The organism is Bacillus paralicheniformis (assembly GCF_001042485.2).
In the GTDB taxonomy this organism is placed as follows: Bacteria; Bacillota; Bacilli; order Bacillales; family Bacillaceae; genus Bacillus; species Bacillus paralicheniformis.
In genome coordinates, this window is sequence record NZ_LBMN02000036.1 from 131,569 (window position 1) to 154,975 (window position 23,407).

A 23,407-nucleotide genomic window follows, 5' to 3' on the forward strand; every position below is an offset into this window, starting at 1 on the left:
GAAAACAGCGTCAATCGACGCTGTTTCTATTTTTGGTGCTGTTTTTTGCTAGAAATTAATTTGGCGGCTTCCATTTGCGAATAGGATTCAGTCGCAAATTCAGTATTAAAGCCGTTCTTCTTTTTAGCGTTGTTGTTTCGCTGTGCATTCGCGTTGCCAAGCTTTGTTCTTCCCATTACACTTCACCTCCAGCGGGCGTGACATGGTTTATGTTTTGCAAAAAAACATGACGCCACACGCGGAAGGATTCACCAGCTAGGCCTGCGGATATTTTCGGCTGACGTATTCGGCGACCATTTCTTTCGAGACGAGCCGTCTCGTGGGAACGATGCCTTTTTTGGCCAATTCGTTCATTTGCATGGTAATTTGGTTGATGAGGCCGGTTGAAAATGCTTCATTTCGCCGGCACTTATCAACCGCTTCATCGATCGCTTTTTCCCTCTCCTGTTCGAGACGCACGAACTGCTTGATGTGCTGGTGCTGTTTTTTGGAATGTGCTGTAATGGCTTCATGAACGTTTGTCATCATCTAATTCCCTTCTTTTTTTATTCAGTCTATCATGTCTGCCGGCCAGATATCCATACCAATATCAATCTGATTCAACTTGAGCGGAGCCATTCGCCTGCCAAGTTATGCGCTTTTTCAATGTTTTCACGCTCTGCGCTTTCCAACGGCTCATGAAAGTACGCTTCTTTTTGTTCTTCGAGTTGAGCTTTTGCGGACAGAACAGCCGCTTTCTGTAATTGTCCGGCGCTCGTTTTGCAGCGCTTTAAACATGTCCGCTTTTCACGTTGAATCCATTCGTCCGTGATAGCCGAAAGCTTTGCAGTAAACGCCTCGACAAGCCGGGCTTTGCCATTTTGCTGAAAAAACGCTTTAGGCGTTTTGAACATTTTCAGTTCATCTGCAAATTCCCCTTCATCCGCTGACGCTGCAGCTGTTTCCCAGCTGCCGGTCTCAGGGCGGTCAGCTGTGATATGAACCGCAAAATAAGGATTATCGGCAAGCCGCTCTTTTACGGCATTTGCCCACTGTTCGCCGGCATACTTGAGCATGATGTTTTCCATTCTGATATCAAGCGCTTTTAGTTCCTGCAAAAATTCGAATTCATACTCCTTTAAGCAGCTTTTCAAAGCGGTTTGCAGATTGGCGCGCCAATCTCCGTTCTGAAGACCTGGATGGATTGCAGCTTTAAATAAATCATGTGCATAAAAGGCCAGGCGCTGCCTCATGTGGTAAAATTGCTCTTCCACATCCTTTTCGGTCATTTGAAGGATTGATGATCCCTTTTCTGCTTCTTCAATGACAGCTAAAGCCGCTTGATAAGCTTTGGCGATCCGCTTTTGCTCCGCTTCCTTTTCTTCAGCGGAACGGTGCAGTGAACGGCGGAGCTGAAAGACGGTTTCACACAGTTTTTTGCCTTCATCAAGCAGCTCTTCGACAGCTGTTCTGGCTAGACCATTTTCGATAAAATCGTCGAGCTCCCGCTTTAATCTGCTGAAATCGTTATTCGGCGAAGCTTTTTTGCTGAGCTCCTGTTTGCTCGATACGTGATACAGATGCGGGTTTTGAATGCCTTCTTTCAAGAGCTCTCCCCTAACATAGTCTTCAACCGTCTGTAATTCGGCCGGGTTTTCCGCGAGGTCTGCCGCATTTAAAATAAAAAACATTTTATCCATGCTGAAAGCGTCTTTAATGAGTCCGAGCTTGCGCAAAAACGACCGGTCCGCTTTGGAAAATGCATGCTGGTAGTATGTTAAGTAAAGCAGAGCATCGGCATCTTTCATGTATTGAAACGCAAGCTCAGTATGCCGCTTATTCATGCTGCTGGCACCCGGTGTATCGACGATCGTAATTCCTTTCTCCGTGACCGGTGTGCTCAAATAAACGGTGACTTCACGGACGGCGCAGGCCGTTTGTTCTTCAGCGACATACGGATGCAGATCTTCAGCGGAAATCGTCAGGATTTCCCGATCGTTGATATATGAACCATAACGCTCATAAGCTTTGAGGAAGTTCTTGATCAGCAGCCGTTCATCATCATCCAGGTCTCCTTTTTTCAAAAGCTTTCCAAGTTTTTCGCCAAAAGCGGAGCCTTTTGCCGCAGCCATTTTCCCCTCCAATAGCTGATCCAGTTCCGCTCTGATTTCCTCTTCCGTTTTAAAAACGACTTCAGCCGTCCCGTTCCTTTTGGTTCCCGACGGTTTTGTTATTTTATTAATCGTTGCCGTTGTCGGCGTCGGAGATGACGGCAGCACTTTCCGCCCGCAGAGCGCATTTGCAAAAGACGATTTGCCGGAACTGAATGCGCCGAAGAGCGCCAGGGTAAACTGCCTTGTATGAAGGCGTTCCGTTTTGTCCAAGAATGCTTTTCGCTGCTTTTCCAAAGCAGGAATATCCGCCAAAAACCGGGCCAAGTCGAAAAAGTGCTCAATGTACTCAGAAACGCCCTTTTTCGGATGGAGCACATCGTCTTTACGGCTGCTGTTTTCCCCTTGCACACGGACCGGTTCCGCTCGTCGGGCATCAAGCGGTTTTTCAAGGGGCTTTTTTTCTTCGGCATACCAATTCGCTGGCAGCTCGCTCTGATCGCCGTGTTCCCATTGATCCCAGAGACGGTTTGCTTTTTCATATGACTTCTGCTGTTCGATCAACCGGCTTTCGAGCTCGGCGAGCTTCGCCTGTTCCGCTTCATATTCGACTTTCATCGCTTCCGCCTGCAGGCCGTTTCTTTCTTTGATGAATGTTTTGAGCTGATCGATAAGCGGCTGCGCTTGTCTTTTTGCCTTTCTTCTGATGTTTTCAGCCAGTTCTTTCGTATAGTTCAGCACGTATTCCGGTGTAAGCTCAGCCCCTTTTTTCTGGGAACGAAGCAGTTCATTTTCATCTACCTCTGTCCGAAATTGAAGAACGTCCCGAAGCAGTTCATCACTCTGGACGTTAAAGCGGTTCATGAAAGCCTTGATTGCTTCAATGGCATGCCAGTCGATTTCGGCTTGAACCCTTTTTTGAACGTCGGCAAGAAACACTTCTTTTCGTTTTTGTTTTTCTTCAAGCGTTTTGGCCTTGCTGAAAAGAAATCCTTTTTTAAAGCCTTTTTCGATAGATTCCAAATACGATTTGGCCAGTTCTCTCATCTCAAACGGCGTTAAGTTTGCGTTTTGGGCAATTGTATGAATGTCTTTTTTGATTTGTTCCTCCGCCCGTTTTTCCTGTTCTATCAAATCGGCAAGCCTTGCTTTTACAGACTCGACTTTTTCTCTTAAGGAAGCGGTTTCTTCAGACAGAGCCGTGTCTTCGTCACTGATCAGCATTTTGATATGTTCATGAATCAGGCTGCTGATTTTTTGCTCCGTATATGCCTTTAGCTGCTGTTCGGATTGATGCTGCAACCTTTCCAGCACAGCGCGAAGCCAGGTGAATTCGTTCAGCGGATGACCGGCTTCGGTGACCGATGTAAAAAAGAGATGATCTTCATCGATCCCTTCTTTCTGCAGCATATCAAGCACTTGCTTTTTATAGGCATGGAAGCCTGTTTCTGCTTCGTCATGACGGTCAATCTGGTTCACGATGAAAAAAATATTGGGTATCTGATCTTTTATTGATCGAAGAAATTTCACATTTTCTTCGGAATGGACATGATTGTAATGCACGACATAAAACAAGGCATCCGCCTGGTGAAGTATCGAAGACGCCGATAAAAAATGGGCATCGTCCGTCGAATCAATTCCGGGCGTGTCAATTAAGACGGCCTGAGGCGCGATTCCTGAAAATGGCCCCTCGATTTCCACCATTTCAATCTGGCTGCCGTCCCTGCAGTACGCCTGCACTTTTTCTTTATCATAAGAGCCATCCATCCGGGCGTATCTTCCATCGATCGTATGGAGTGTTGTTTTCATTTCCCCCCGGCGAACCAGCACAAGATTGGCGCTCGTCGGTATCGGACTTGTCGGCAGGACGTCTTCCTGAAGCAGCGCGTTCAATAGCGATGATTTTCCTGCTGAATAATGTCCGGTTAACGCAATGTACACTTCTTTTCTCAGCCATTTTCGGATGATTCCCGCAAGCTGCGCAGACCGCTTGTCATCCCCGTTCTTCCTGAGCTCCCCGAAAACCGCTCCGGCTCTTTTCAACAAGTCGTCTTTCGTGTTTATTTGTGCCATGTTTCCTACCCCTTTTATGCGTTGTTGTTTGCCATCTTAGCCCTTTCTCCCATTTTACACAACCTTGCTGTATTTTTCTTCACAATCTGAAAGAAAAAACGAGAAAAAGCTGCCTGTTTCGGCAGCTTCAGCACGTGTATTTATTTATTTTTGCGGATTCGCTCCTGCGATACCTTTTAAGACATAACCAATCAATAAACTGTATGTACTGACCGCCGCCAGCAAAAAAAACATCGTCATACGCGACTCACCATCCTATAATGAGAATGTTTATCATCATTATAAATGAAATGATAATCATTTTCAATGGTGTAATTTTTCTAATGCCTGTTCTTCCGTGCGGATGCGGATGTACATGACAGCAGCGTTGAGCACCGTAAATAAAAGTGCGGTGGCGTATGCCTGGAAAAGCAGGGGCAAAAGCAGAAATTCAAGAGCCACCGCCACATAGTTAGGGTGTTTGAACCATTGATAAGGCCCCTTTCGGACAAGGTTCGTTCCAGGGATGACAAGGATTTTCGTGTTCCAGCATCTCCCCAGAGAAAAGAGCGCCCAATACCGGAGGGCCTGAGTGAAGATGAGGCCTGTTAATACGACAAGCGCCATCGGAAGAGGTCCGCGTTGAAAAGCGATCGTTTCCCAAATCAAACATATGAAAAACAAAACATGCATCGCGACGATATAAGGGTAATGACGTCTCCCGTATTCGACCGCTCCCTCTTTCAGAGCGTTTTTTTCATTGAACTTCGCGACTGCCAGCTCAAACAGGCGCTGGGCGGCAAAAATGCTTAAAATTGTCCAAAACATGTGTCAGTCACTCTCTTTTTGTCCATTTCAAAAGCAGCAGCTCCGATGAAAAGCCCGGGCCGAGCGCCCCTAAGAGACCGTATTTTCCCGGTATGGGACTGCCATGCAGGCAATATTCTTTTAAAACATGCATCACAGTGGCTGATGACATATTGCCGTGCCTGGCCAAAATTTTTCGTGAACAGTCGATGTGCGCTTCGGAAAAGCCGAGGCTTTCCAAATAAGCGTCGAGAACTTTTTTTCCGCCCGGGTGGGCCAGAAATACTTGAATGTTCTCCAAAGCGATCTGTTCCTTATGGAGAAATGCTTCGACATCGTTCTTTAAATGTGTTTTGATCAATGTCGGAATGTCCCTGGAAAAAACGACACGGAAACCGTTGTCATTGATTTCCCAGCCCATGACATCTTCCGAATCTTCCAAGGTGGCTGATTGTGAGCTCACTACTTCCGGAAGAACCTCCAATCCGGCTGATGAGATATCCGCTTCCTTGCCGCACATTAAGAGCGCGGCGATTCCATCGCCAAATAAAGATGTGCCGATAAGGTTGCTTTTCGATTGATCATCCTTTTGAAACGTTAAGCTGCAGAGCTCCGCCGCAATCACAAGGACATGGGCTTTTGGAAACGCTTTGCAGTATTCGAATGCCCGCGCTATACCTGAAGCTCCTCCTGCACAGCCGAGCCCCCAAATCGGAATCCGCTTCATCCGTTTTGAAAAGGGCAGAATGTTCATGAGCTTCGCTTCAATGCCGGGAGTCGAGATGCCTGTAGAAGATATAAAAAAAATCGCTTCAATTTTTTCGAAAGGGATTTCTTTTTTCAAAAACCGTTCGTCTGACAGGCAATTCGAAACGGCTTCTGCACTGTGTCTGACAGCCATTTCAATGTACGCTTGATTTTTTTCCTTGAAGCTCCTGGCTTCTTTATACCAATCCAAAGGCATGACAAATTGTCTTGAAGCGATTTCTCCATTTTGGAAAGCTGCCAGCAGCCGGTCAATGTCTTTAAATGAATCTTTGAACATCTCCCTTGCAAAAACGGCCGCTTCCTTCTGGTCGACATGAAAGCGGGGAAGGCTTGTCCCCGCCGAAATGACATAGGCCATAACACCACCTCTATTTACAGCGTCTCCCGAATCGCCCGGCCTTATGTGGACCTCTCGAAAAAATAGGCCATCAGCACTTCATCTTCATAATTCCCGTCCGCCAAAACCTGCTCCTTTTGAACCCCTTCAATGATAAAGCCGCTTTTCTCATAGAGCGACAGCGCTGCTTGATTTGCGGAAAATACGGTCAGGCAGAGCTTATGCAGACGATGCAGCCTGCACCAGTTGAGGGTGTAGGACATGAATTCCCTGCCGATCCCAAGACCTTGCGCTTTGCTGTGAAGCCAGGTCCTGAACAGCCCCGTGTGCCGCTTCATTTTGAGGTCGCCGCGAATGACACGGGCAATTCCGTACACCGCACCATCGATTTCAACCGCCGCATACATGTTATCCTTTTCCATCATATCGCTGATGAATGCCCGCTCTTCCTCAAGTGTGCGCGGCCGTTCTTTTTGGATGTAAACACCGGTATGAATCACATCTTTTACCGCTTCAATGATATCAGGAGCATCCGCCATTTTGACGGGACGGATGACAGCTTCACCGCCGTCTTTCGTGCTGATGCGTTCGACAAGCTCATTCACAGTTTCCATTCGTTACGCCTCCTCTTCATACCGGTAGTATGGCTAATCCGCAATGCAAAAAAACCTCACAATCTGTGAGGTTTTAAACGGCGGATTTTTCAGTTGGAACTGCTTCTGGTTGTTCAGCATGACGAGAAAACGGATGGATGTGAAAGATCGCATTCAAGAGAATGGCTGTAAAGCTTCCCGCGACAATTCCGTTCTCTGTCAAAAGCTTGACGGCATCAGGAAGGTTTTGAAACATTTGCGGTACGACCGTCACGCCAAGGCCGATTCCAACTGAACACGCTACAATCAACAAGTTCTCCTGCTTTCCGAAATCAACCCGGCTCAGCATTTTGATCCCGTAGGCGATCACCATGCCGAACATCGCGACCATAGCGCCGCCGAGCACAGGTTTAGGAATGATCGTCGTTAAAGCAGCGGCTTTCGGAAACAGCCCCAACAGAATAAGAAAAGCTCCAGCGAGCGCGATCACGCTGTTTTTCTTAACTCCTGTCAGCTGGACGAGACCGACGTTTTGCGAATAGGCCGTATAAGGGAAGGCGTTGAAAACCCCGCCCAGCAGCACGGCAATCCCTTCGGCACGGTATCCTTTTGCCAAATCTTTTTCTGTCAGCCGGCGGTCCGTCAAATCACCCAATGCAAAGTAGACGCCTGTAGACTCGACAAGGCTGACGATCAGCACGAGAGACATCGTCAAGATCGGTGTGACCTCAAAAACGGGAGCGCCGAAGTAAAATGGATGGATCATCTGCACCCAGCCTGCGTTTGCCACTTCTGTAAAATCAACTTTCCCTATCAGAGCGGCGCCGGCTGTTCCTGCGATTAAACCGATTAAAATGGAAATTGATTTGACAAATCCTGTTGTAAAACGATATAAAAGGACGATGACCAGCAAAACGGAAAAAGCTAATGCAAGATTGGACAGCTCGCCGAAATCGCTGCTGCCTTCACCGCCGGCCATGTTGTTCATCGCAACGGGAATCAAGGTGATCCCAATCACCGTGACGACCGATCCTGTGACCACGGGAGGGAAAAACTTAACAAGCTTTCCGAAGAAAAAAGAAACGATAACGACAATCACACCGCCTGCGATGATGCTTCCATAGATCGCTGGAATACCGTATTTCGAAGCGATCGCAATCATCGGGGAAACGGCTGTGAACGTACACCCCAATACAACAGGCAAACCGATTCCGAAAAAGCGGTTTTTCCAAACTTGCAGCAGTGTCGCCACTCCGCACATCAAAATGTCGGCAGACACAAGGTATGTCAGCTCAGCCGGCGTCAAGCCGAGAGCGCCGCCGACGATCAGCGGCACGACAACGGCTCCTGCATACATGGCCAGGACGTGCTGAATGCTTAATGAAACGGTTTTACCGGCCGTAAGTTTCATGACCCAACCTCCTGTAAAAAGGTAACTTTTCCATTGGCAAGAGATGCAATACGCGCAAGGGATTCGACTCTGATTCCAAGATTGTCAAGCTCCTCCCTGCCCGTCTGGAATGATTTTTCGATGACAATTCCGATTCCGCACACCTTTGCGCCGGCCTGCTCAATGATGGAAACGAGCCCTTTCGCCGCTTGTCCGTTTGCCAAAAAATCGTCGATGATCAGAACTTTGTCATCCTTTGAAAGATGGCTGGCTGATACAGCAATTGTACTTTCCGTTTTCTTTGTAAAGGAATAGACAGAAGCCGTCAACAGATTTTCCGTTAAGGTAAGCGATTGACGCTTTCTTGCAAATACTACCGGCACGCCCAGCTTCAAGCCTGCCATCACGGCAGGTGCAATGCCTGAGGATTCAATCGTCACAATCTTCGTGACGCCTTCCTCCCGGAAAAGCGAGGCAAACTCTTCGCCCACAGCAAGCATTAATTCCGGATCGATTTGATGATTTAAAAATGAATCAACTTTAAGCACTTCGTCAGACAACACCGTGCCATGCTCTGCAATTTTTCGTTTTAGCTTTTCCATTAAACCCCTCCGTTCATCAATTGCCCTTCATAAAAAAAAGCATTGTCCGCTCGGATTTTGAATGCGAGCGGGCAATGCTTAAAAAGACGAATTCCGTCTGTTTCACTAAAAGACGTTCGTTTTCTTAGCGCCCACTCATAGTCGGACATTTACGGTGTCCGGTAGAAACTTGCGTGCCATATCCACGCGATTATATGAGTGATATAATGTATCAAATTATATCAACTTTCGATCTGAATGAAAAGGGATAAAACAAAAAAAGACGAACCTGCACACATTTTTTTCAGTTGAATGTTCGTATTTAACAGAAAATTCTGACCTGAAAATCCCTCCCGGGCAACGGGAGGGATTTCTTTTTTACAAATAGAGTGTTGTATATTTTTCTTTCAGGTAGCGGATTAAATGACGGACGTTTAATTCTTCGCCTGTCGCAGACTTGATGATGTCCAGCGGTTTTTTTCTTTTGCCGTGGATGTGAACGTGCTCTGTCAGCCACTTTCTGATCGGTTGAAATTCGCCGTTTTCAATCAGGCGGTCAAACTCAGGGAAATCTTTCTGCATGCTTGATTTCAGTTGAGCCGCATACATATATCCAAGCGCATATGAAGGGAAATAACCGAAATCGCCGCCGGACCAATGGACATCCTGCAAAATTCCTTTAGCATCGTCGGGAGGCGTAATGCCCAGATATGCTTCATATTTGTCATTCCATAGTTTCGGAAGGTCTCCGACCGATACTTCCCCGCTGAAAATCGCTTTTTCAATTTCGTAGCGAATCATAATATGCAGCGGATATGTCAGCTCATCAGCCTCAATCCGAATCAGCGACGGCTTTGATTCATTAACGGCCCTGTAGAACCCTTCGGCAGTAACACCTGCAAACTGGTCAGGACTTGCTTCTTTTATTTTCTCAAAATACCGCTTCCAAAAGCCTTGATGCCTGCCGATAAAGTTCTCATAGAAAAGGGATTGGGATTCATGTATCCCCATTGATGCGCCGTCTGCTAAATTGGTTCCGCCCAGCGCTTCATCAATGTTTTGTTCATAAATGGCATGGCCGCATTCATGAATCGTTCCGAAAACAGCCGAGCGAAAATCGTTTTCATTATAAGCTGTGGTCACCCGGGCATCCCCTTGGCTGATTGTCACCTGGAAAGGGTGAACCGTCTCGTCCAGGCGCCCCGCCTCAAAATCATAGCCCAGTTCTTTTAAGAAAAAGTGGCATACATCGCGCTGCCGCTCTTTTGGAAAACGTTCGTGCACAAAGCTCGTATCAGGCTTTTGATCACTGGCGGCAATCTTTTGCACAAGCGGAACGATCGCCTCCCGCAATTCAGCAAAAAGGCCGTCGAGCTTTTCGACTGTAACGCCTGGCTCATATTGGTCCAGAAGGGTGTTATAAGGGTGGCCTTCATATCCCCAGTACGAGATAAACCGTTTTTTATAGTCGATGATTTTTTCTAAATACGGAGCAAAGAGAGAAAAATCGGACGCCTTTTTCGCTTTTTCCCAGACGGATTCCGCTTTGGATGTCAGCGTCGTATATTCTTTGAACTCCTCTTCCGGAATCTTGCTGTTTAAATCGTATTCTTTTTTTGCTTCCTCAACCGCTTTCTGTGTATCGGCAGGCAGATCCTGTTTTTGCTCGGCAAGGGCATCCAAAAGCTCCTTCATCCGCGGGGACGTTCTCATCTGAAAGACGTCTGCCGACAATTGGCCGATCGCTTCGGCGCGGCTTTCTTCGCCTTTTCTCGGCGCGCCCGTTCTCATATCCCAATACATCACGTTAATCGCCTGCTCATACCGGCTGATTTTCTTTAATGTTTCTAAAAACTCTTCTTCATATGTATTGATCGACATCATTCATCCTCCTCTTCCCTTATATGATGCGAATTGTAATCAGACTAATGGAAATATTTACGAAAGTCAACTTTTATGCAGCCAAAAAAAAGAAAAGCGGAATGTCCGCTTTTCTTTATACATAGACCGGCTGAACAGGAAGCACAGATTCGACTTCTTTTATTACATTCCATTCTTTTTCATCGCCCGCAAAAATGCTGATCGTGCCGCGGTCGCTGTTTGATCTGATCAGACGTCCGATGCCTTGACGCAGCCTTAGCAGCATGTAAGGGAGGTCTACTTCGCGAAAGGCGTTTTCCAAACCGCTCCGCTTCGCTTCAAACACAGGATCATGCGGCGGAAAAGGAAGCGACCAGATGATGACATTTTGCAGCGGATCTCCGGGAATATCGAGCCCTTCCCAAAGATGCACAGAGCACAAAACGGATTCTTCAACCGTTTGAAACTTTTCAACGATTGTACTGATTTCTTCATCCCCCTCAAAGTAAACAGGAAACGAAAATGATTCCTGTGCAGTCCGGCGCTTGAAGGACAGAAGCTCCTCAAAAGACGGAAACAGGATCAGCGTCTTCCCGCCCGATTCTTTGATTGCACGGATTGCCGCTTTTTCTTTCGCTTCTCTTTCCTCAATTCGATGGATGTACACTTTCATCTGCTCTTCATAATCGTACGGCGAATCAACGGTAAATGATAAGTAGTCGCGGATCCCAAGGCTTGTCGCCAAATAATCGAACGATCCGTTTTCCGATAATGTCGCCGATGAGAAAATAAATGGAATCTGCTTGGAGAACACTTTTTCTCCGAGAACTTCGGAGACGGTTCTCGGCATGACGACGAATGTCGACTCAAGCTCTTTTTGCTCAAGCCAACTGATCGCATTTTTCCTGTAGAGCGAAAGGGAGTAAGCCATCTGTTCGAGATACTCTTCGACAACGGTTAAAGCGTATTGGTCGATCGTGTACAGCTCGCCTTCAAAAACGAGCGCCTCCCCGATTTTTTCAAGCAAATCATACAGCTCGGCGGCCGCTTTTTTCAGATTGGCATGATCTTTGATGCGCATGCGCTCAGAGCCTTCTGCTTTTTCGGCGTTTTCCGAAAGCAAACCGAAAAATTCGTCGTTGGCGCGAAGCGCTTCTTCGACAAGCTCTGCAAATTCTTCTCTGATGTCATTGCCGAGCAGGCGCTCGAGAAACATTTCGAGCGTCGATTGCTTCACCCTGTATGTCAGCGCTTTTTGCGCCGCAAACTCGAGCAGATGCCCTTCATCGAAAACCACAGCGCTGTGTTCCGGCAAAAGCGGAAGCTGGCCTTCCCGTTTTCTCGCCTCTTCTGTCCAAACGTGCTCCATATAGAAATCATGGGAACAGATGATGAAATCAGTTGATTTTCGATAATGGTCTCTTGACAATGTGAGTCCGCAGCGGTGCCTCATATCACACGTAAGACAGTCTTGAAATGAATCGTAACCGATTTCAGACCATTCATCATTTGATAAAGACGAATACTCTTTGCGGTCGCCGTATGGATAAAAAGTCTGCATACCATGCGATTCGTGAACGAAAGACGGCAGACTTTCGTAGAGGTCAAGCCATTTCTCATCATCAGAGCGCTGCATCGTTTTCTCCAGTTTTTTCAAACATAAATATTGATCATGCGATTTGCTGAGCCTTGCGTCAATCGTCAAGCCTAAATGCTCGGAAATTTTGTAAATATCGCCTTCTTTTTTGACGAGCTGTTCGATCAGCGTCTCATCCGCACAAGCGATGACCGCCGGCTTGCCCGTATACCTGGCATAGCTCAAGGCAAACAGAAGATAGACGAGCGTTTTTCCGGTTCCGACTCCGGCTTCTGCAAACATGACCTTCTTTTCCTTAAATGCCCTCTCTAATTGAAAAGCCATGAATATTTGCTCATCGCGCAAATCAAAGCCTTTTTCAGGAAGAATATCGTAAAATACATCACCGATCCAATTGTTCAGTTCTTCATAAAAGTTTTTTGTTTTTGTTAATGAAAAAGGCAGACGAGATGCTGTCACCCTGCTCCAACCCCCAACTATCGAGTTTTCAGAACTTCTATCCTATCACTATGATTCGGGAAATTCAACAAGAAAGATTTGAGAAAAGGAGCAGGAAGCCTCTCTTAACTATTTCCGGTAAATCGAATGCGTCAAAAACGGATGATCCGTCGATTCCATATGGCTGATCGCGTTTTTCAATTCTTCCTTAGCATATGTAAGGCGCTCTTCGCCAATGTCCTCGAGCTGGTTTTCTGACGTCTCCAGCGCTTTTTGAATCATATGAATGTGATCGCTGTTCAACATGAAATCACCCCTTTTCAAAATCAATAATCCCGAGTATATGCAGGATGAATCGTTTTTATACAGGCTGATTTTATGTTTTTTCTTTGCTCTTGATAAATACGCAAAAATAAAGGGAATCCATAGTGAAAAATGGTTTCCTTCAATCTTGTTATGTAACTCACCCAATTCCGGAACAATTAAAAACTTTAAGAACCGTCTTATATAAGACGGTTCTCCAAAGATTCGATTGCCAGTTTTAGTGCAGTCAAGCGACGCTCTTTTAATGTTTTTTGAGGACTGCCTTCTTTTGCTTTGGCTATTTGTTTTTCAATAGATGGAATGATACCTTGTAAAACTTCTTTAGAAGTCAATATGATTTCTTCGTTATAGCCAAAATCTTCTCCATTCCAAATACCTTTTAGGCTTTCTAAACCAATTTTTACTGCGTTTAGTCTCTTTTTGACAAGAGTTGTGTTTGAACCTTTTTCTTTCGTGCTTTTATAAGCATTTGTTAGTTTATTAAAAGTTGACTCCAACGATTGAATGGAAAAATCTTGGATTTCTTGGCTGACAGAATTCATATACAAACCTCATTTTTCTTTTTTAATGATTCAACATTTTTTAACAATCTGCTTAATGGTTGAATTAGGACTGCACATTCATTTTTGCGAGTCGTAAACTGTCATTTCGACTATCGACAAATAAAAATCAAGATATTTCGCAGCGACAATCGACCACTCACAGTGGAAGAAGGTTCAACATAGCGTTTAACCCATCTTGTTCTTTTTGGGTGTGTGGTAATCTGCTGATATCCTTTAACAAGTTGCTAAACGCTTTGCTCTCCTTGATAACTTACCATCGAATATTTGTTCTGATTTTGATTGTATCAAAATTTCGGGGAAGTTATCAAATATCAACATTTACGTTTAACCGTTTTCACAGCGGTCAAACACCCTTTTTCCAGTCAAACAACAGCTTAACATCAGATAGTAAGGACTGTGTTAGACAATGTGCGCTTTATCCACAATAAAAACCCAGTCTATTCTGTTTTTCTATCATATCCTGTAGGGACTTAAAAATTTATAGACTAAAGGTGGAGAGTTTATGTACTATTATGAACCGGCAAAGAAAGATTATTGGGATTATGATTATGATCCTTACAAGAAAGATCACGATTATTGCAAAAAGGACTACTACTACCATGAGCCTTGCAAAAAAGACTTCTATTACCATGAACCTTGCAAGAAGGATTACGATTATTGCAAAAAGGATTATTACTACCATGAGGATTACAAAAAAGACTACGATTACCACAAACCTTGCAAGAAGGATTACGATTATTGCAAAAAGGATTATTACTACCATGAGGATTACAAAAAAGACTACGATTACCATAAGCCTTGCAAGAAGGATTACGATTATTGCAAAAAGGATTATTACTACCATGAGCCTTGTAAAAAAGACTACGATTACCACAAACCTTGCAAGAAAGACTGCTACTATGAGCCGCGCAAAAAATGCTATGATTCGTCTTATAAAAAGAAAAATGATTCATGGATTTACTAGTGAATCGATGTTTTGCCATGCGCTTTTAAGGGGATAATCCCGCGGGCGCGCAAATTTAAAAACGCCGTTCGGCGGCTTTCCAGCTATGGAAAGAAAAAAGGCTGCCGTTTCATGGCAGCCTTTTAGCTTCACTTCTCTTTATTCGGTTTTGGCGGCCTTTTCCCCCAATACTGGTAATAGTCCGTCTTAATAAAACCGTTAAAGAGTTTCCGTTTTTTTGTCGCTTTTTTCCCGTAGCACTCTTCAAAACGCTCGTTTGATGTCAGCATGTAAACAGACCACGTATCAAGTCCGGCAAATGCTTCGCCCATATCTTTATACATGGCTTCGACTGCTTTCTTTTCACCGAGGCGTTCCCCGTACGGCGGATTTCCGACGATCACGCCGTATTCCTCTTTCGTCCGAAAATCCTTTACCTGCATTTGCTTAAATTCGATGAAATCGGCGAGTCCCGCTTCCTCGGCATTCGCCTTGGCGATCTCGATCATACGATGATCCAGGTCATACCCCGAAATTGACAGAGGCTGATCATAATTCGCCTTGTCTTCGACTTCCAGCCTCGCTTGATCCCACACTTCTTTGCCGATCCATTCCCATCTTTCGGATGCAAAATCCCTGTTGAAACCCGGCGCGATATTTTGGCCGATCAAAGCCGCTTCGATCGGTATCGTGCCCGAACCGCAAAACGGATCGACGAAAGGTCTGTCAGGCGTCCAATTTGTCAATAGAATCAATGCTGCAGCAAGGGTTTCTTTCAGCGGCGCTTCCCCTTGGCCGGTTCGGTATCCCCGTTTATGAAGACCGGCTCCGGATGAATCAAGCGTAATGACCGCTTTGTCTTTTAAAAGGGAGACCTCGATTTTATATTCCGGGCCTGTTTCCTCAAGCCACCCGCCTTGTGTCTGATACGCTGATTTCAGCTTCTCGGCGATCGCTTTTTTGACGATACGCTGGCAGTCCGGCACGCTTGCGAGCACTGATTTAACAGATTTTCCCGTCACAGGGAATGAGGCGAGTTCAGGAAGATAGGCGCTCCAGTCGATCGCTTTTGTCTTCTCGAATAACTCGTCAAAGGTCTTGGCCGTAAATTCGGCAACCTGCACTTTCACCCTGTCAGCGGTTCTCAGCCACAGATTGGCTCTGCAGATGGCGAGGGCATCGCCTTCAAACAAGACTTTGCCGTTGTCAACCGTACAATCATATCCAAGATCTCGCACCTCTTTGGCGACGATCGCTTCAATTCCCATCGGCGCTGTTGCAATTAATGTATAGGTTTTCATCATATCACCTGTTTTTATGTATGTTTTTTACATGATAAAAGCTCTCCTACCTGCGGAGAGCTTATACATTGTCATCATCATAATAGTGTGTAACGTTCTGTAAGCCATGTTTTGTTCCGTCGTACTGCCGTCGGCTGCTAAGCCTCGTACTCGGGTGGTAATCATCTATCTACAGAGTCAACTCTGTCCTTCTTTCCGTTCATTTCCGTCCAGAAGGTTCCCCTACCAAAATTTGGGTTTCTCGCTCGAGGGGTTTACCGCGTTCCACTCTCACCATTTCTAGTGAGACTTCGTCACTGTGGCACTTTCAAGGATACTCAGCCATATCCATAAAGGACGTAGGCTTTTTTCCTGCCGTCAGCCTTCTGCAAGGCTGCCCTAGCTTATGACTTCGCTAGGCACGAACACTACGGGCATCTCAGCACCGTGCGAGCATGGACTTTCCTCTACAGATGTAAAATCTGCAGCGATTACCCGAACGTTAAGACATCAACTATTATAGCTTAGTTTGTTCTAAAGGGCAAGCGGTTTTCATCAATCGTATAATTTGCTTCCAAACACATGTTTTTCCAAATTGGAAAGCCGTTTTAGAATATCAAAATTGGTCGTATTTGATTGAGCCGGCTGTCTCTTGTTGGCTTCTTCAAGCTGTTTTTTCAACTGCAGGTTTTCCTGCTGCAATTCTTCGATTTCCTGATGGAAGGCTTCATAGTCTTTAATGACCATGTCCAAGAATTTGTCAACATCTTCCTGCTTGTAGCCTCTGACTCCTGTTTTGAATTCTTTTTCCAAAATTTCTTTAGCAGAAAGCTTCACTTTATCAGCAAGCATCTTTTTCACCTCATATCGTGAATCATCATCTTATATTTTTTCAGAAAACGTGTGCAATGTCAAATTTTCTCTTGCACTTTTTACTCTTCATAAAAGCTGCATTCTTCAACGGTGACTCTCAGGTCATCCATCGTAATCGTGTAAATCGGAAAATCGCGTTTTTCCTGAGCCTTTTTTGCTTCATTCAGCATATACACAGGCGAGCCTTCTCTTTCTTCGTCGTACAGAATCAATAAGCCATCCGCCTTTTCGATGAAAAACCGGTTTTTTTGTTTAAATTGGACCGGGCTTTCGTACGGCCTGTGTGTCAAGCTTTCAGTGAAATCGCTGGCTGCGAGCACAGCTTCATACTGCTCTTGGTTTTTCTCGTTCCACTTCTTTTCCTGTTCCAAAAACGGAGTGATAACCGCCACTTTCAAGTCGGGATATTCTTCCTGCAGCGAAAACGCGACTTCCGCCGCCCATAGTTCCGTGCCGAGCTGGCCTGAGATAAGGATCCATTCCAGGCCTTCCTCAAGCAGGGCGGTCAGTCGGTTTTCAAGCGCTTTTTTTATGTAGAACAGGGCCTTGTCATCCTGTTTGAAAATCCCGAGTTCAAACGGCTTGTACCCTGTAACGGCCAATACTTTCATGTTAATCACCTGCTAAAAAAAGGGGCCGTATTCCGCCCCATTTTTTCAAAAGATATTCTGTTGCTCACGTTCAATCCGGCGCTCGTTCATCCTGACAAAACTTCCGAAAATCCTTTTTAGTAAGGACCCATACCCATTCCAGGTCCCGGCATCGCTCCAGGCCCGGGCATCATTCCTGCGCCAGGGCTCACGAAGTGCTGGTGTGATGCCTGGTTGACAGCTGATTGAGTTTGCGGGAAGTAATGAACATGCTGAAAATGCTGATGGTTGACATTCGTTGTGTGCTGCGGGTGAATGTGCGGTACGACGGTTTTGCTTTGCGTATGGTTGTAGCAGCATTGAGTAGGATGAACAATCGGCGCCATTACATGCGGTTTACAGTGCATGAAAATTCCCCTTTCTTTAAGCTTCTATATACACTATTAAACTATGAAGCAAGGGGTAAACATGTACTAATATAAAAACCTATTTTAAAAGTAAGCCATAAAGCTTTCCTTGAAATTCGTCATGATCAATACGATAAACAGTACGACGACAAAAAACAGATAAAACAGCCCCTTATACATATCGACGCTCCCTTCAAACCATTCTAACGTTATTTTACAAGAAGCGATCGGTTTCTACAATTCATAACATGCTTGAAATGTTTGGCTTTCGAAGACCGTCGTTTTCTGCGCTTGCCCGGGGAATATTTCGTCCGAATTTCCTTTCCAGCCGCTCGCGCCGTTTCAAAAGATCGGCCACTTCTTTTTCGGTCAGCTCAAACTTTTGTGAACCGTGCTGCAGCATCAGGTTATCCGTTACCTCGAGGGCGGCCCGGATATCCCGCTTTCGATGTTCAAGGTATTTGGCAAGTTCGATGCCTGCGCGCCAGGCGGTTTTTCCGTCTTTTCCATTTAGGAGCTTCAGCCAAAGGGATGCGGCTTCTTTTAGCATGCCTTGCTTTTTATACTGCATGGATAAATCGAATGATGCGCGTTCAGACTGCTCGAAAGGCTTTTTTTCAAGCTCCTGCAATTGCGCTGTCGCAAGCTCTGTCTCCCGGTTGGCGAGGAGCCACTTTGCCATCGCGTACTTTTCGTTTGCTTCTGCTGTCTGCTCCGGGGCGAGGATTTTCTTCGATAAATGGATGTAAAGAGAGATTAAAGAAAGCACGTCAAGCTCATTGTGGCGCAAAACGCCTTCAATGATTTCCGGGCGCTCCTCCTTTAAAAAATGAAAATACATCATCGGCGCCAGGTAGCCCGGCGTATCTTCAGTTCTTCCAACACCCAGCTCTTCCTTTTCCACCGTCCCCAAAGAGACGCGGTCAAATTTATGCTTCCAAAGGCGGCGGGATCCGTGGAGCAGGTCAAAGTGGCCGAAATCCGGCAGCTTTGGGACCCTGTCGCGGATCAGCGTGTGCCTTGTTTTCACCTGAGGCCAGTCGAACGCTTTCCCGTTGTAGGTGACAAGAGACTGAATATCGACTTCACTCAGGAAGCTGTGATAGAGGGCGGCTTCGTGCCCCGGCTTTGGCAGCAGATGCTGTTTGACAACTACGCAGTCGTCATACACCCGTGCATGGCCGAGCAAAAAGATCGCATTGCCGGCTCCTCCTCCGAGACCGGTCGTTTCCGTATCAAAGAAAAAAAGCTGGCTCGGTGTATACCCTTTGCTTGAAAGTGAATGGGAAACGGCGCTGTTGTTCCAGTGCCGAACCGTCTCATGCAGCTCAGAAAATGCGTAATGGCCATGAACATGTGTCAACGGATAAACGACTTCCCTGATCAGGCAATAGCATTCCTCAAACACATACGGTTTAACACCGAGTTCGGCCCATTCTTTCTCAAAACCGACGGACACGGAAGTCCGCTTTTCTGCCGGAGAATCCGTTTTTTCTTCTTTCGCTTGATTTCCCAGGTGATGCTTATAGCGGTTAAGTTTTCGTTTTAAAGACATTCCGCTCAACCTTTCCAGCCTTTTAAAAGGCGCAGCGCATTGTTTTTTGTCTGATCGCCGCTGCCGCCCACTCCTATGCAGGAAGGGCATCCTGACTCACACGGACATCTTGAAATCAGCCGATGCGCTTCACTGATGATCTCAGGCATTTGTTCATACACTTTCTGAGACAGCCCCACTCCGCCGGGATATCGATCATACAAAAAGATCGTCGGCTTTTCGTTATGAACGGCTTTAATTTGCGGAAAAACGTGCAGGTCAGACGGATCGCACATCACTTTTAAGGCGGCGACATGTCCCAGGACGTTTGCAGTTCCAAGCAAAGCCTCTTCCAATTTGATATCGTTCCAATTTTGCCGCTCGTCATCGTTCACCTGCACCCAAGCCGCATTGGTATGCAGTTCCTCTTCAGGCAGATGAATCGGTCCTGAACCGATATTTTCATGCGTCTCAAATTTTATTTTCTTAAAAATCGTCGCTTTTGCCTGAACGGTCACATCCCCAAAACCGAACGCTGCGGTTTCTGTCTTTTTTTCCTTGTCAACTTCGAGAACTCTCAATAGGACGGCAAGATTGGCATCCGTATAGTAATCAACTTGAACCTCGCGGACAAACGCCTTTTTCTCCTCCCAGTCAAGCTTTTCCACCTGGTATTGGATGCCTTGATGCAAATAAATGGCTTCATCGTGCAGAAGCGTCATGGCGCTGAACCTGTCCATTTCCCCGATCACTTTCGCCTTCTCGCGCTTTGACTGATCAATAATGACAACATTTTCCTGAGAAGCCGACCTCAAGCTGATGCCGTGCGCCGGAAAAGCGTCATTCATCCAGTGATACGTGTTCCCGGTTAAGTGGAGGACTCTTTCTTCTGCCAAGTAGTCAAGAATATCCTCGATTTCGGCACCTCCGAATGTGTCCGTTCTTTTGAAAGGCAGTTCAAAGGCTGCGCATTTAATATGATCGACAAGAATGACCAGGTTGTCCGGATTAATGACGGCAGTCTCGGGATTTTGTTTAAAGAAATAGTCCGGATTCTGTACAATGTACTGATCGAGCGGGGCGGAACTTGCCACCATGACAATCAGCGCTTCGTTGTGCCTTCTTCCGGCGCGGCCGGCCTGCTGCCAGGCGCTCGAGATCGTTCCCGGATATCCGGTCATGATGCATGTCTGCAGCTGTCCGATATCAACGCCCAGCTCAAGCGCATTCGTGCTGACAACGCCCTTAATGTCCCCGCTGCGAAGGCCTTTTTCAATGACGCGCCGCTCGTTCGGCAGATAGCCGCCCCTGTACCCCTGAATCGAATTAGGGCCGACAATCGGTTTCATCACTTCCTGCAAGTATGTCAATATAATTTCAACCCGGACTCTGCTTCTTGCAAACACAATTGTCTGAATGCCGTTTTTCAAAAATTCGGATGCGAGCTTTCTCACTTCAAGGGTCGCGCTTTTCCTGATGTTAAGCGAACGGTTGACCATCGGCGGGTTGTAAAATAAAAAATGCTTTCTTCCCGACGGGGCGCCATTGTTTGAAATCAGATGCATCGGCTGCCCTGTGAGCGTTTCAGCGAGCTCCAATGGATTGGCGATCGTCGCGGATGTACAGATAAACTGCGGCTTGCTTCCATAAAATTCAGCGATCCGCATCAGCCTTCTGATGACATTGGCTACATGGCTGCCAAAGACTCCCCTGTATACGTGAAGCTCATCGATGACGATATATTTCAGATTTTCAAACAATGACACCCATTTTGTATGATGGGGCAAGATCGCCGAATGCAGCATATCCGGGTTTGTAATGACGATATGTCCTGCTTTTCTGACTTTCTGTCTGATCGAAGGCGACGTATCTCCGTCATATGTATAACAGTTGATCGACGCACCGATTTCATCGATTAATTCGTTCAGTTCGCTTTTTTGGTCCTGCGACAATGCCTTTGTCGGAAAAAGATATAAGCTGCGTGCATCCTGGTCTTCTGTGATCCGCTGAATGACGGGCAGATTGTAGCAAAGCGTCTTCCCAGATGCCGTGGGCGTCACAAGCGTCACGTTTTTGCCGGCGGCGCTGTGCAGAAACGCGTCAGCCTGATGGGAATACAGCTTTTCTATCCCTCTCTGCTGTAAAGCATGGACGATTTTTTTATCTAAACCTTCAGGAAAATCGCGGTAATCCGCCTCTTTTTCCTCAATTGTATGCCAATGAACAATTTGCTTACTGAAAGCTTGGTCTTCTTTCAGAAGCTGAATCATATCTGTCAAATTTCGTTTTTGAAACAACGCTGTCACCTCTCCCTTCTATTTTAGCGAATGTCCGTTCGTTCTGAAAGAGGTGATTTCCTGAGAAAATGAAAAAGGAAAAAGCAGAGAATCGCTCTCTGCTTTTTTGCTGTTACTTAACTTTAAGCTCCATGAGCTTTGTCTCGCTTTTTTTCGCCTTTGCCTCTTCATGTTTTGTGACGCGCTCCAACACATCGCCGTTCATAATAACGATCGGCGTAATGGTGCTGCTCGCTTTTTCCTTGATCAGTTCCAAATCGCACGTTATTAAAGGATCGCCGACTTTTACTTTGTCTCCTTCTTTGACATGGGCTGTAAAACCAACGCCTTCCATCGCTACGGTTTCCAGACCGATATGAATCAAGAGTTCCACGCCGGACAGTGAACGGATGCCGATGGCATGTTTTGTGTGGAACAGCTGGATCACTTCCCCGTCGACAGGTGATACGATCTCGCCTCCGGAAGGCTCGACAGCCATTCCGTCACCCATCATCTTTTGGGAGAAAACGGGGTCAGGGACTTTTGAAAGTTCCAAAACTTGTCCGTCAACCGGTGAAAAAACGGTTTCTTCTTTCACTTCATTTTGTTTCTGACCAATACCGAATAATTTTTTCAGCAATACAGTTGGACTCCTTTCAAAACGCCTCTTTATGATGGCTATTAAAAGAGGAACAGGTTAAATATCAAATCTTTGGATTCCCCACTATTTAACCACACTTTCAAATTCCCATCAATGAATAACCATACCAAGAGCCCCTGCATAAGCTGAAAATAAAAAACCGGGGTGATGAAGAATGGATTTCAAGGAAAACGACAATCACTCGCTCAGCAAGAAAGACGAAATTCAAGAAGCGGTTGAACAGTTATTTTACAATTCACCTTTCCACGATATTTTAAATTCATTTCAAAAACTGATATCAGACCAGCTTCAGAATTCCACCATTTCCATGAACATCAGAGAGGAGAATGAGGTGCTTCACGTCGACATCGCCGTTCCTGAATCGTTTCAAAACGGAGATATCATGATTGAAGCGAAATCGAGGTATCTTCATGTCGCCTTGAAGGAGAAAAAAGAAAACGGCGGTTCTTCATCATTTACAAGCCTGTCCAGAACCGTTCTGCTCCCATATCCCGTCCGCGAAGAAACAATGAAGACGTCGTGGAACCGAAATATCCTCACGGTCTCATTTCCGGAGCAAAAAAAGCATGAATGACCTTCATCCATGCTTTTTTTATTTGAAGAATCCCATAAACCCTTTGGCCAGCGCTCCGACCTGGTTGACCGTGCTCACCATCTGGCCCGCGGTGTCCATCATTTTGCTGAAATCAAACTGCCCGTTCTTTTTTTTGAATTGCGACAGAAAGCTTTGAAACTGTGATGGCTGGTGGAGATTCGGCCGCGGCGAGGGATATGGATGCTGATAAGGAAATGCCTGAAACGGCGGAAGCGGCGGCTGCATTTGCTGCTGAACAGGCTGATGATAGACTGAAAACGGGTCCACATTCTGCTCGATCGGCTGATATGCCTGCGGCCGCTGAGCTGGATGAGCGTACGGGACGGTTTCCTGGCTGTAGTACGGCTGAACGGGATGATAGGCATGATGGTTTTGCTGATCCGCTTGAACATAAGCACCGGGGCCGGAATAAGGATATACGGCGGTTCTCCTCTCTTCCATCTTTCCTCTCCTCCTAAAGCCCTTTTTTATATGTGTATGATATAAAAGCATTTCCCGTTCCAAAGGTTCTGTCACAAGTTTGTCAAAAAGTGTCGAAAATTTTAATATTTGAAAAACAGAAAAAAGTCGAATTGTTATGGTACGATATTATTAATATAAAGGAGAGGGGATGCACCATATGAACGTATCATACTTAAGAAATTGTTTTGCCGAGATGAAACAGTATGAGACAGACTGCATGAACAAACTGATGGATTTCGCCAAGTTTTTGTATATCCAGGGACATCTGACATTAAACGAATTTCGCACAAGTATGAAAGTTCTTGAAGCGAATGGCGCACAGCACCCTGCTTATGATATGAATACGGACGCCAGCTAAACAAACAGCCCTCATAAAAAAGAAGACC

24 protein-coding genes, 1 other RNA gene, 1 pseudogene and 1 riboswitch are annotated in these 23,407 nt (G+C 45.9%); of the genes and pseudogenes, 3 read left to right on the plus strand and 23 right to left on the minus strand.

Annotated elements, in window-relative coordinates; all coding sequences use genetic code 11:
- Positions 1 to 26 precede the first annotated feature (26 nt).
- The 14 genes and pseudogenes from ACH97_RS23855 to ACH97_RS23545 all read right to left on the minus strand — a co-directional run.
- Positions 27 to 176, minus strand: coding sequence for a hypothetical protein (locus ACH97_RS23855; protein ID WP_003182852.1), 150 nt, complete (start codon positions 174 to 176; stop codon positions 27 to 29).
- A gap of 79 nt (positions 177 to 255) precedes the next feature.
- Positions 256 to 525, minus strand: coding sequence for a YpbS family protein (locus ACH97_RS19605; RefSeq protein ID WP_023857403.1), 270 nt, complete (start codon positions 523 to 525; stop codon positions 256 to 258).
- A 74-nt stretch (positions 526 to 599) separates the two neighbouring features.
- Positions 600 to 4,163, minus strand: a complete 3,564-nt coding sequence (gene dynA / locus ACH97_RS19610) for a dynamin GTPase (protein ID WP_035338547.1) — start codon at positions 4,161 to 4,163, stop codon at positions 600 to 602.
- 144 nt (positions 4,164 to 4,307) lie between these two features.
- On the minus strand, positions 4,308 to 4,403 hold the full coding sequence (gene fbpC, locus ACH97_RS19615; protein WP_003182857.1) for a Fur-regulated basic protein FbpC: 96 nt from the start codon (positions 4,401 to 4,403) through the stop codon (positions 4,308 to 4,310).
- Between the two features lie 63 nt (positions 4,404 to 4,466).
- Positions 4,467 to 4,970 (minus strand): isoprenylcysteine carboxyl methyltransferase family protein, encoded by a 504-nt coding sequence (locus tag ACH97_RS19620; protein ID WP_035338546.1) that lies wholly within the window; start codon positions 4,968 to 4,970, stop codon positions 4,467 to 4,469.
- Positions 4,971 to 4,977: 7 nt separating this feature from the next.
- Positions 4,978 to 6,075, minus strand: a complete 1,098-nt coding sequence (locus tag ACH97_RS19625; RefSeq protein WP_048350159.1) for a type III polyketide synthase — start codon at positions 6,073 to 6,075, stop codon at positions 4,978 to 4,980.
- 41 nt (positions 6,076 to 6,116) lie between these two features.
- The gene (locus ACH97_RS19630; RefSeq protein ID WP_048350160.1) at positions 6,117 to 6,668 is read right to left on the minus strand and encodes a GNAT family N-acetyltransferase; all 552 of its coding nucleotides are present in this window, start codon (positions 6,666 to 6,668) and stop codon (positions 6,117 to 6,119) included.
- A gap of 73 nt (positions 6,669 to 6,741) precedes the next feature.
- On the minus strand, positions 6,742 to 8,058 hold the full coding sequence (locus tag ACH97_RS19635; RefSeq protein ID WP_048350161.1) for a nucleobase:cation symporter-2 family protein: 1,317 nt from the start codon (positions 8,056 to 8,058) through the stop codon (positions 6,742 to 6,744).
- Positions 8,055 to 8,639 (minus strand): xanthine phosphoribosyltransferase, encoded by a 585-nt coding sequence (xpt, locus tag ACH97_RS19640; RefSeq protein ID WP_048350162.1) that lies wholly within the window; start codon positions 8,637 to 8,639, stop codon positions 8,055 to 8,057. Before xpt ends, ACH97_RS19635 begins: the two co-directional genes overlap by 4 nt.
- Positions 8,640 to 8,757: 118 nt before the next feature.
- Positions 8,758 to 8,857, minus strand: a riboswitch (purine riboswitch).
- 139 nt (positions 8,858 to 8,996) lie between these two features.
- The gene (locus ACH97_RS19645; RefSeq protein WP_048350163.1) at positions 8,997 to 10,499 is read right to left on the minus strand and encodes a carboxypeptidase M32; all 1,503 of its coding nucleotides are present in this window, start codon (positions 10,497 to 10,499) and stop codon (positions 8,997 to 8,999) included.
- Positions 10,500 to 10,614: 115 nt separating this feature from the next.
- The gene (locus ACH97_RS19650; protein WP_050820871.1) at positions 10,615 to 12,534 is read right to left on the minus strand and encodes an ATP-dependent DNA helicase; all 1,920 of its coding nucleotides are present in this window, start codon (positions 12,532 to 12,534) and stop codon (positions 10,615 to 10,617) included.
- 108 nt (positions 12,535 to 12,642) lie between these two features.
- Complete coding sequence (locus ACH97_RS23860) at positions 12,643 to 12,819, minus strand: hypothetical protein (RefSeq protein WP_020451906.1); 177 nt, start codon at positions 12,817 to 12,819, stop codon at positions 12,643 to 12,645.
- A 197-nt stretch (positions 12,820 to 13,016) separates the two neighbouring features.
- On the minus strand, positions 13,017 to 13,379 hold the full coding sequence (locus tag ACH97_RS19660) for a hypothetical protein (protein WP_026579404.1): 363 nt from the start codon (positions 13,377 to 13,379) through the stop codon (positions 13,017 to 13,019).
- A gap of 146 nt (positions 13,380 to 13,525) precedes the next feature.
- Positions 13,526 to 13,647: pseudogene (locus ACH97_RS23545) on the minus strand (IS1595 family transposase); the annotation flags it as partial.
- 255 nt (positions 13,648 to 13,902) lie between these two features.
- Here ACH97_RS23545 and ACH97_RS19665 point away from each other — a divergent pair.
- On the plus strand, positions 13,903 to 14,364 hold the full coding sequence (locus ACH97_RS19665) for a hypothetical protein (protein ID WP_020451908.1): 462 nt from the start codon (positions 13,903 to 13,905) through the stop codon (positions 14,362 to 14,364).
- 128 nt (positions 14,365 to 14,492) lie between these two features.
- Here the strand turns inward: ACH97_RS19665 and ACH97_RS19670 are convergent, their stop codons facing one another.
- The 8 genes from ACH97_RS19670 to ACH97_RS19700 form a co-directional block, all read right to left on the minus strand.
- Positions 14,493 to 15,644: a THUMP domain-containing class I SAM-dependent RNA methyltransferase gene (locus ACH97_RS19670; protein WP_048350637.1), complete on the minus strand. Its 1,152-nt coding sequence runs from the start codon at positions 15,642 to 15,644 to the stop codon at positions 14,493 to 14,495.
- Between the two features lie 95 nt (positions 15,645 to 15,739).
- An RNA gene (gene rnpB, locus ACH97_RS24160) (RNase P RNA component class B) lies at positions 15,740 to 16,126 on the minus strand.
- Positions 16,127 to 16,178: 52 nt separating this feature from the next.
- Positions 16,179 to 16,475, minus strand: a complete 297-nt coding sequence (gene gpsB, locus ACH97_RS19675; RefSeq protein ID WP_003182873.1) for a cell division regulator GpsB — start codon at positions 16,473 to 16,475, stop codon at positions 16,179 to 16,181.
- An 80-nt stretch (positions 16,476 to 16,555) separates the two neighbouring features.
- Complete coding sequence (locus tag ACH97_RS19680) at positions 16,556 to 17,107, minus strand: SLOG family protein (RefSeq protein WP_025811241.1); 552 nt, start codon at positions 17,105 to 17,107, stop codon at positions 16,556 to 16,558.
- Positions 17,108 to 17,223: 116 nt separating this feature from the next.
- Positions 17,224 to 17,493, minus strand: a complete 270-nt coding sequence (locus ACH97_RS19685; protein ID WP_020451911.1) for a CotD family spore coat protein — start codon at positions 17,491 to 17,493, stop codon at positions 17,224 to 17,226.
- Between the two features lie 241 nt (positions 17,494 to 17,734).
- A complete protein-coding gene (locus ACH97_RS19690) occupies positions 17,735 to 19,048 on the minus strand; it encodes a ribonuclease H-like domain-containing protein (protein ID WP_020451912.1) in 1,314 nt (437 codons plus the stop codon).
- Between the two features lie 5 nt (positions 19,049 to 19,053).
- On the minus strand, positions 19,054 to 21,297 hold the full coding sequence (locus ACH97_RS19695; RefSeq protein WP_048350638.1) for a DEAD/DEAH box helicase: 2,244 nt from the start codon (positions 21,295 to 21,297) through the stop codon (positions 19,054 to 19,056).
- Positions 21,298 to 21,436: 139 nt separating this feature from the next.
- On the minus strand, positions 21,437 to 21,943 hold the full coding sequence (locus ACH97_RS19700) for a PTS sugar transporter subunit IIA (protein ID WP_025811238.1): 507 nt from the start codon (positions 21,941 to 21,943) through the stop codon (positions 21,437 to 21,439).
- A 175-nt stretch (positions 21,944 to 22,118) separates the two neighbouring features.
- Here ACH97_RS19700 and ACH97_RS19705 point away from each other — a divergent pair, with 175 nt between their 5' ends.
- On the plus strand, positions 22,119 to 22,538 hold the full coding sequence (locus ACH97_RS19705; RefSeq protein ID WP_025811237.1) for an Hsp20/alpha crystallin family protein: 420 nt from the start codon (positions 22,119 to 22,121) through the stop codon (positions 22,536 to 22,538).
- An 18-nt stretch (positions 22,539 to 22,556) separates the two neighbouring features.
- Here the strand turns inward: ACH97_RS19705 and ACH97_RS19710 are convergent, their stop codons facing one another.
- Complete coding sequence (locus ACH97_RS19710; RefSeq protein WP_025811236.1) at positions 22,557 to 23,000, minus strand: YppG family protein; 444 nt, start codon at positions 22,998 to 23,000, stop codon at positions 22,557 to 22,559.
- A gap of 178 nt (positions 23,001 to 23,178) precedes the next feature.
- On the opposite strand from ACH97_RS19710, the gene ACH97_RS19715 reads away from it, so the two are divergent.
- On the plus strand, positions 23,179 to 23,379 hold the full coding sequence (locus tag ACH97_RS19715; RefSeq protein ID WP_011198064.1) for a YppF family protein: 201 nt from the start codon (positions 23,179 to 23,181) through the stop codon (positions 23,377 to 23,379).
- The last annotated feature ends 28 nt before the right edge of the window (positions 23,380 to 23,407 follow it).

Bases quoted from the DNA above. Each gene is read 5' to 3' on its own strand.
- ACH97_RS23855 (WP_003182852.1), bottom strand. From the start codon at position 176: ATGGGAAGAACAAAGCTTGGCAACGCGAATGCACAGCGAAACAACAAC.
- ACH97_RS19605 (WP_023857403.1), bottom strand. From the start codon at position 525: ATGACAAACGTTCATGAAGCCATTACAGCACATTCCAAAAAACAGCAC.
- dynA (WP_035338547.1), bottom strand. From the start codon at position 4,163: ATGGCACAAATAAACACGAAAGACGACTTGTTGAAAAGAGCCGGAGCG.
- fbpC (WP_003182857.1), bottom strand. From the start codon at position 4,403: ATGACGATGTTTTTTTTGCTGGCGGCGGTCAGTACATACAGTTTATTG.
- ACH97_RS19620 (WP_035338546.1), bottom strand. From the start codon at position 4,970: ATGTTTTGGACAATTTTAAGCATTTTTGCCGCCCAGCGCCTGTTTGAG.
- ACH97_RS19625 (WP_048350159.1), bottom strand. From the start codon at position 6,075: ATGGCCTATGTCATTTCGGCGGGGACAAGCCTTCCCCGCTTTCATGTC.
- ACH97_RS19630 (WP_048350160.1), bottom strand. From the start codon at position 6,668: ATGGAAACTGTGAATGAGCTTGTCGAACGCATCAGCACGAAAGACGGC.
- ACH97_RS19635 (WP_048350161.1), bottom strand. From the start codon at position 8,058: ATGAAACTTACGGCCGGTAAAACCGTTTCATTAAGCATTCAGCACGTC.
- xpt (WP_048350162.1), bottom strand. From the start codon at position 8,639: ATGGAAAAGCTAAAACGAAAAATTGCAGAGCATGGCACGGTGTTGTCT.
- ACH97_RS19645 (WP_048350163.1), bottom strand. From the start codon at position 10,499: ATGTCGATCAATACATATGAAGAAGAGTTTTTAGAAACATTAAAGAAA.
- ACH97_RS23860 (WP_020451906.1), bottom strand. From the start codon at position 12,819: ATGTTGAACAGCGATCACATTCATATGATTCAAAAAGCGCTGGAGACG.
- ACH97_RS19660 (WP_026579404.1), bottom strand. From the start codon at position 13,379: ATGAATTCTGTCAGCCAAGAAATCCAAGATTTTTCCATTCAATCGTTG.
- ACH97_RS19665 (WP_020451908.1), top strand. From the start codon at position 13,903: ATGTACTATTATGAACCGGCAAAGAAAGATTATTGGGATTATGATTAT.
- ACH97_RS19670 (WP_048350637.1), bottom strand. From the start codon at position 15,644: ATGAAAACCTATACATTAATTGCAACAGCGCCGATGGGAATTGAAGCG.
- gpsB (WP_003182873.1), bottom strand. From the start codon at position 16,475: ATGCTTGCTGATAAAGTGAAGCTTTCTGCTAAAGAAATTTTGGAAAAA.
- ACH97_RS19680 (WP_025811241.1), bottom strand. From the start codon at position 17,107: ATGAAAGTATTGGCCGTTACAGGGTACAAGCCGTTTGAACTCGGGATT.
- ACH97_RS19685 (WP_020451911.1), bottom strand. From the start codon at position 17,493: ATGCACTGTAAACCGCATGTAATGGCGCCGATTGTTCATCCTACTCAA.
- ACH97_RS19690 (WP_020451912.1), bottom strand. From the start codon at position 19,048: ATGTCTTTAAAACGAAAACTTAACCGCTATAAGCATCACCTGGGAAAT.
- ACH97_RS19695 (WP_048350638.1), bottom strand. From the start codon at position 21,297: ATGATTCAGCTTCTGAAAGAAGACCAAGCTTTCAGTAAGCAAATTGTT.
- ACH97_RS19705 (WP_025811237.1), top strand. From the start codon at position 22,119: ATGGATTTCAAGGAAAACGACAATCACTCGCTCAGCAAGAAAGACGAA.
- ACH97_RS19710 (WP_025811236.1), bottom strand. From the start codon at position 23,000: ATGGAAGAGAGGAGAACCGCCGTATATCCTTATTCCGGCCCCGGTGCT.
- ACH97_RS19715 (WP_011198064.1), top strand. From the start codon at position 23,179: ATGAACGTATCATACTTAAGAAATTGTTTTGCCGAGATGAAACAGTAT.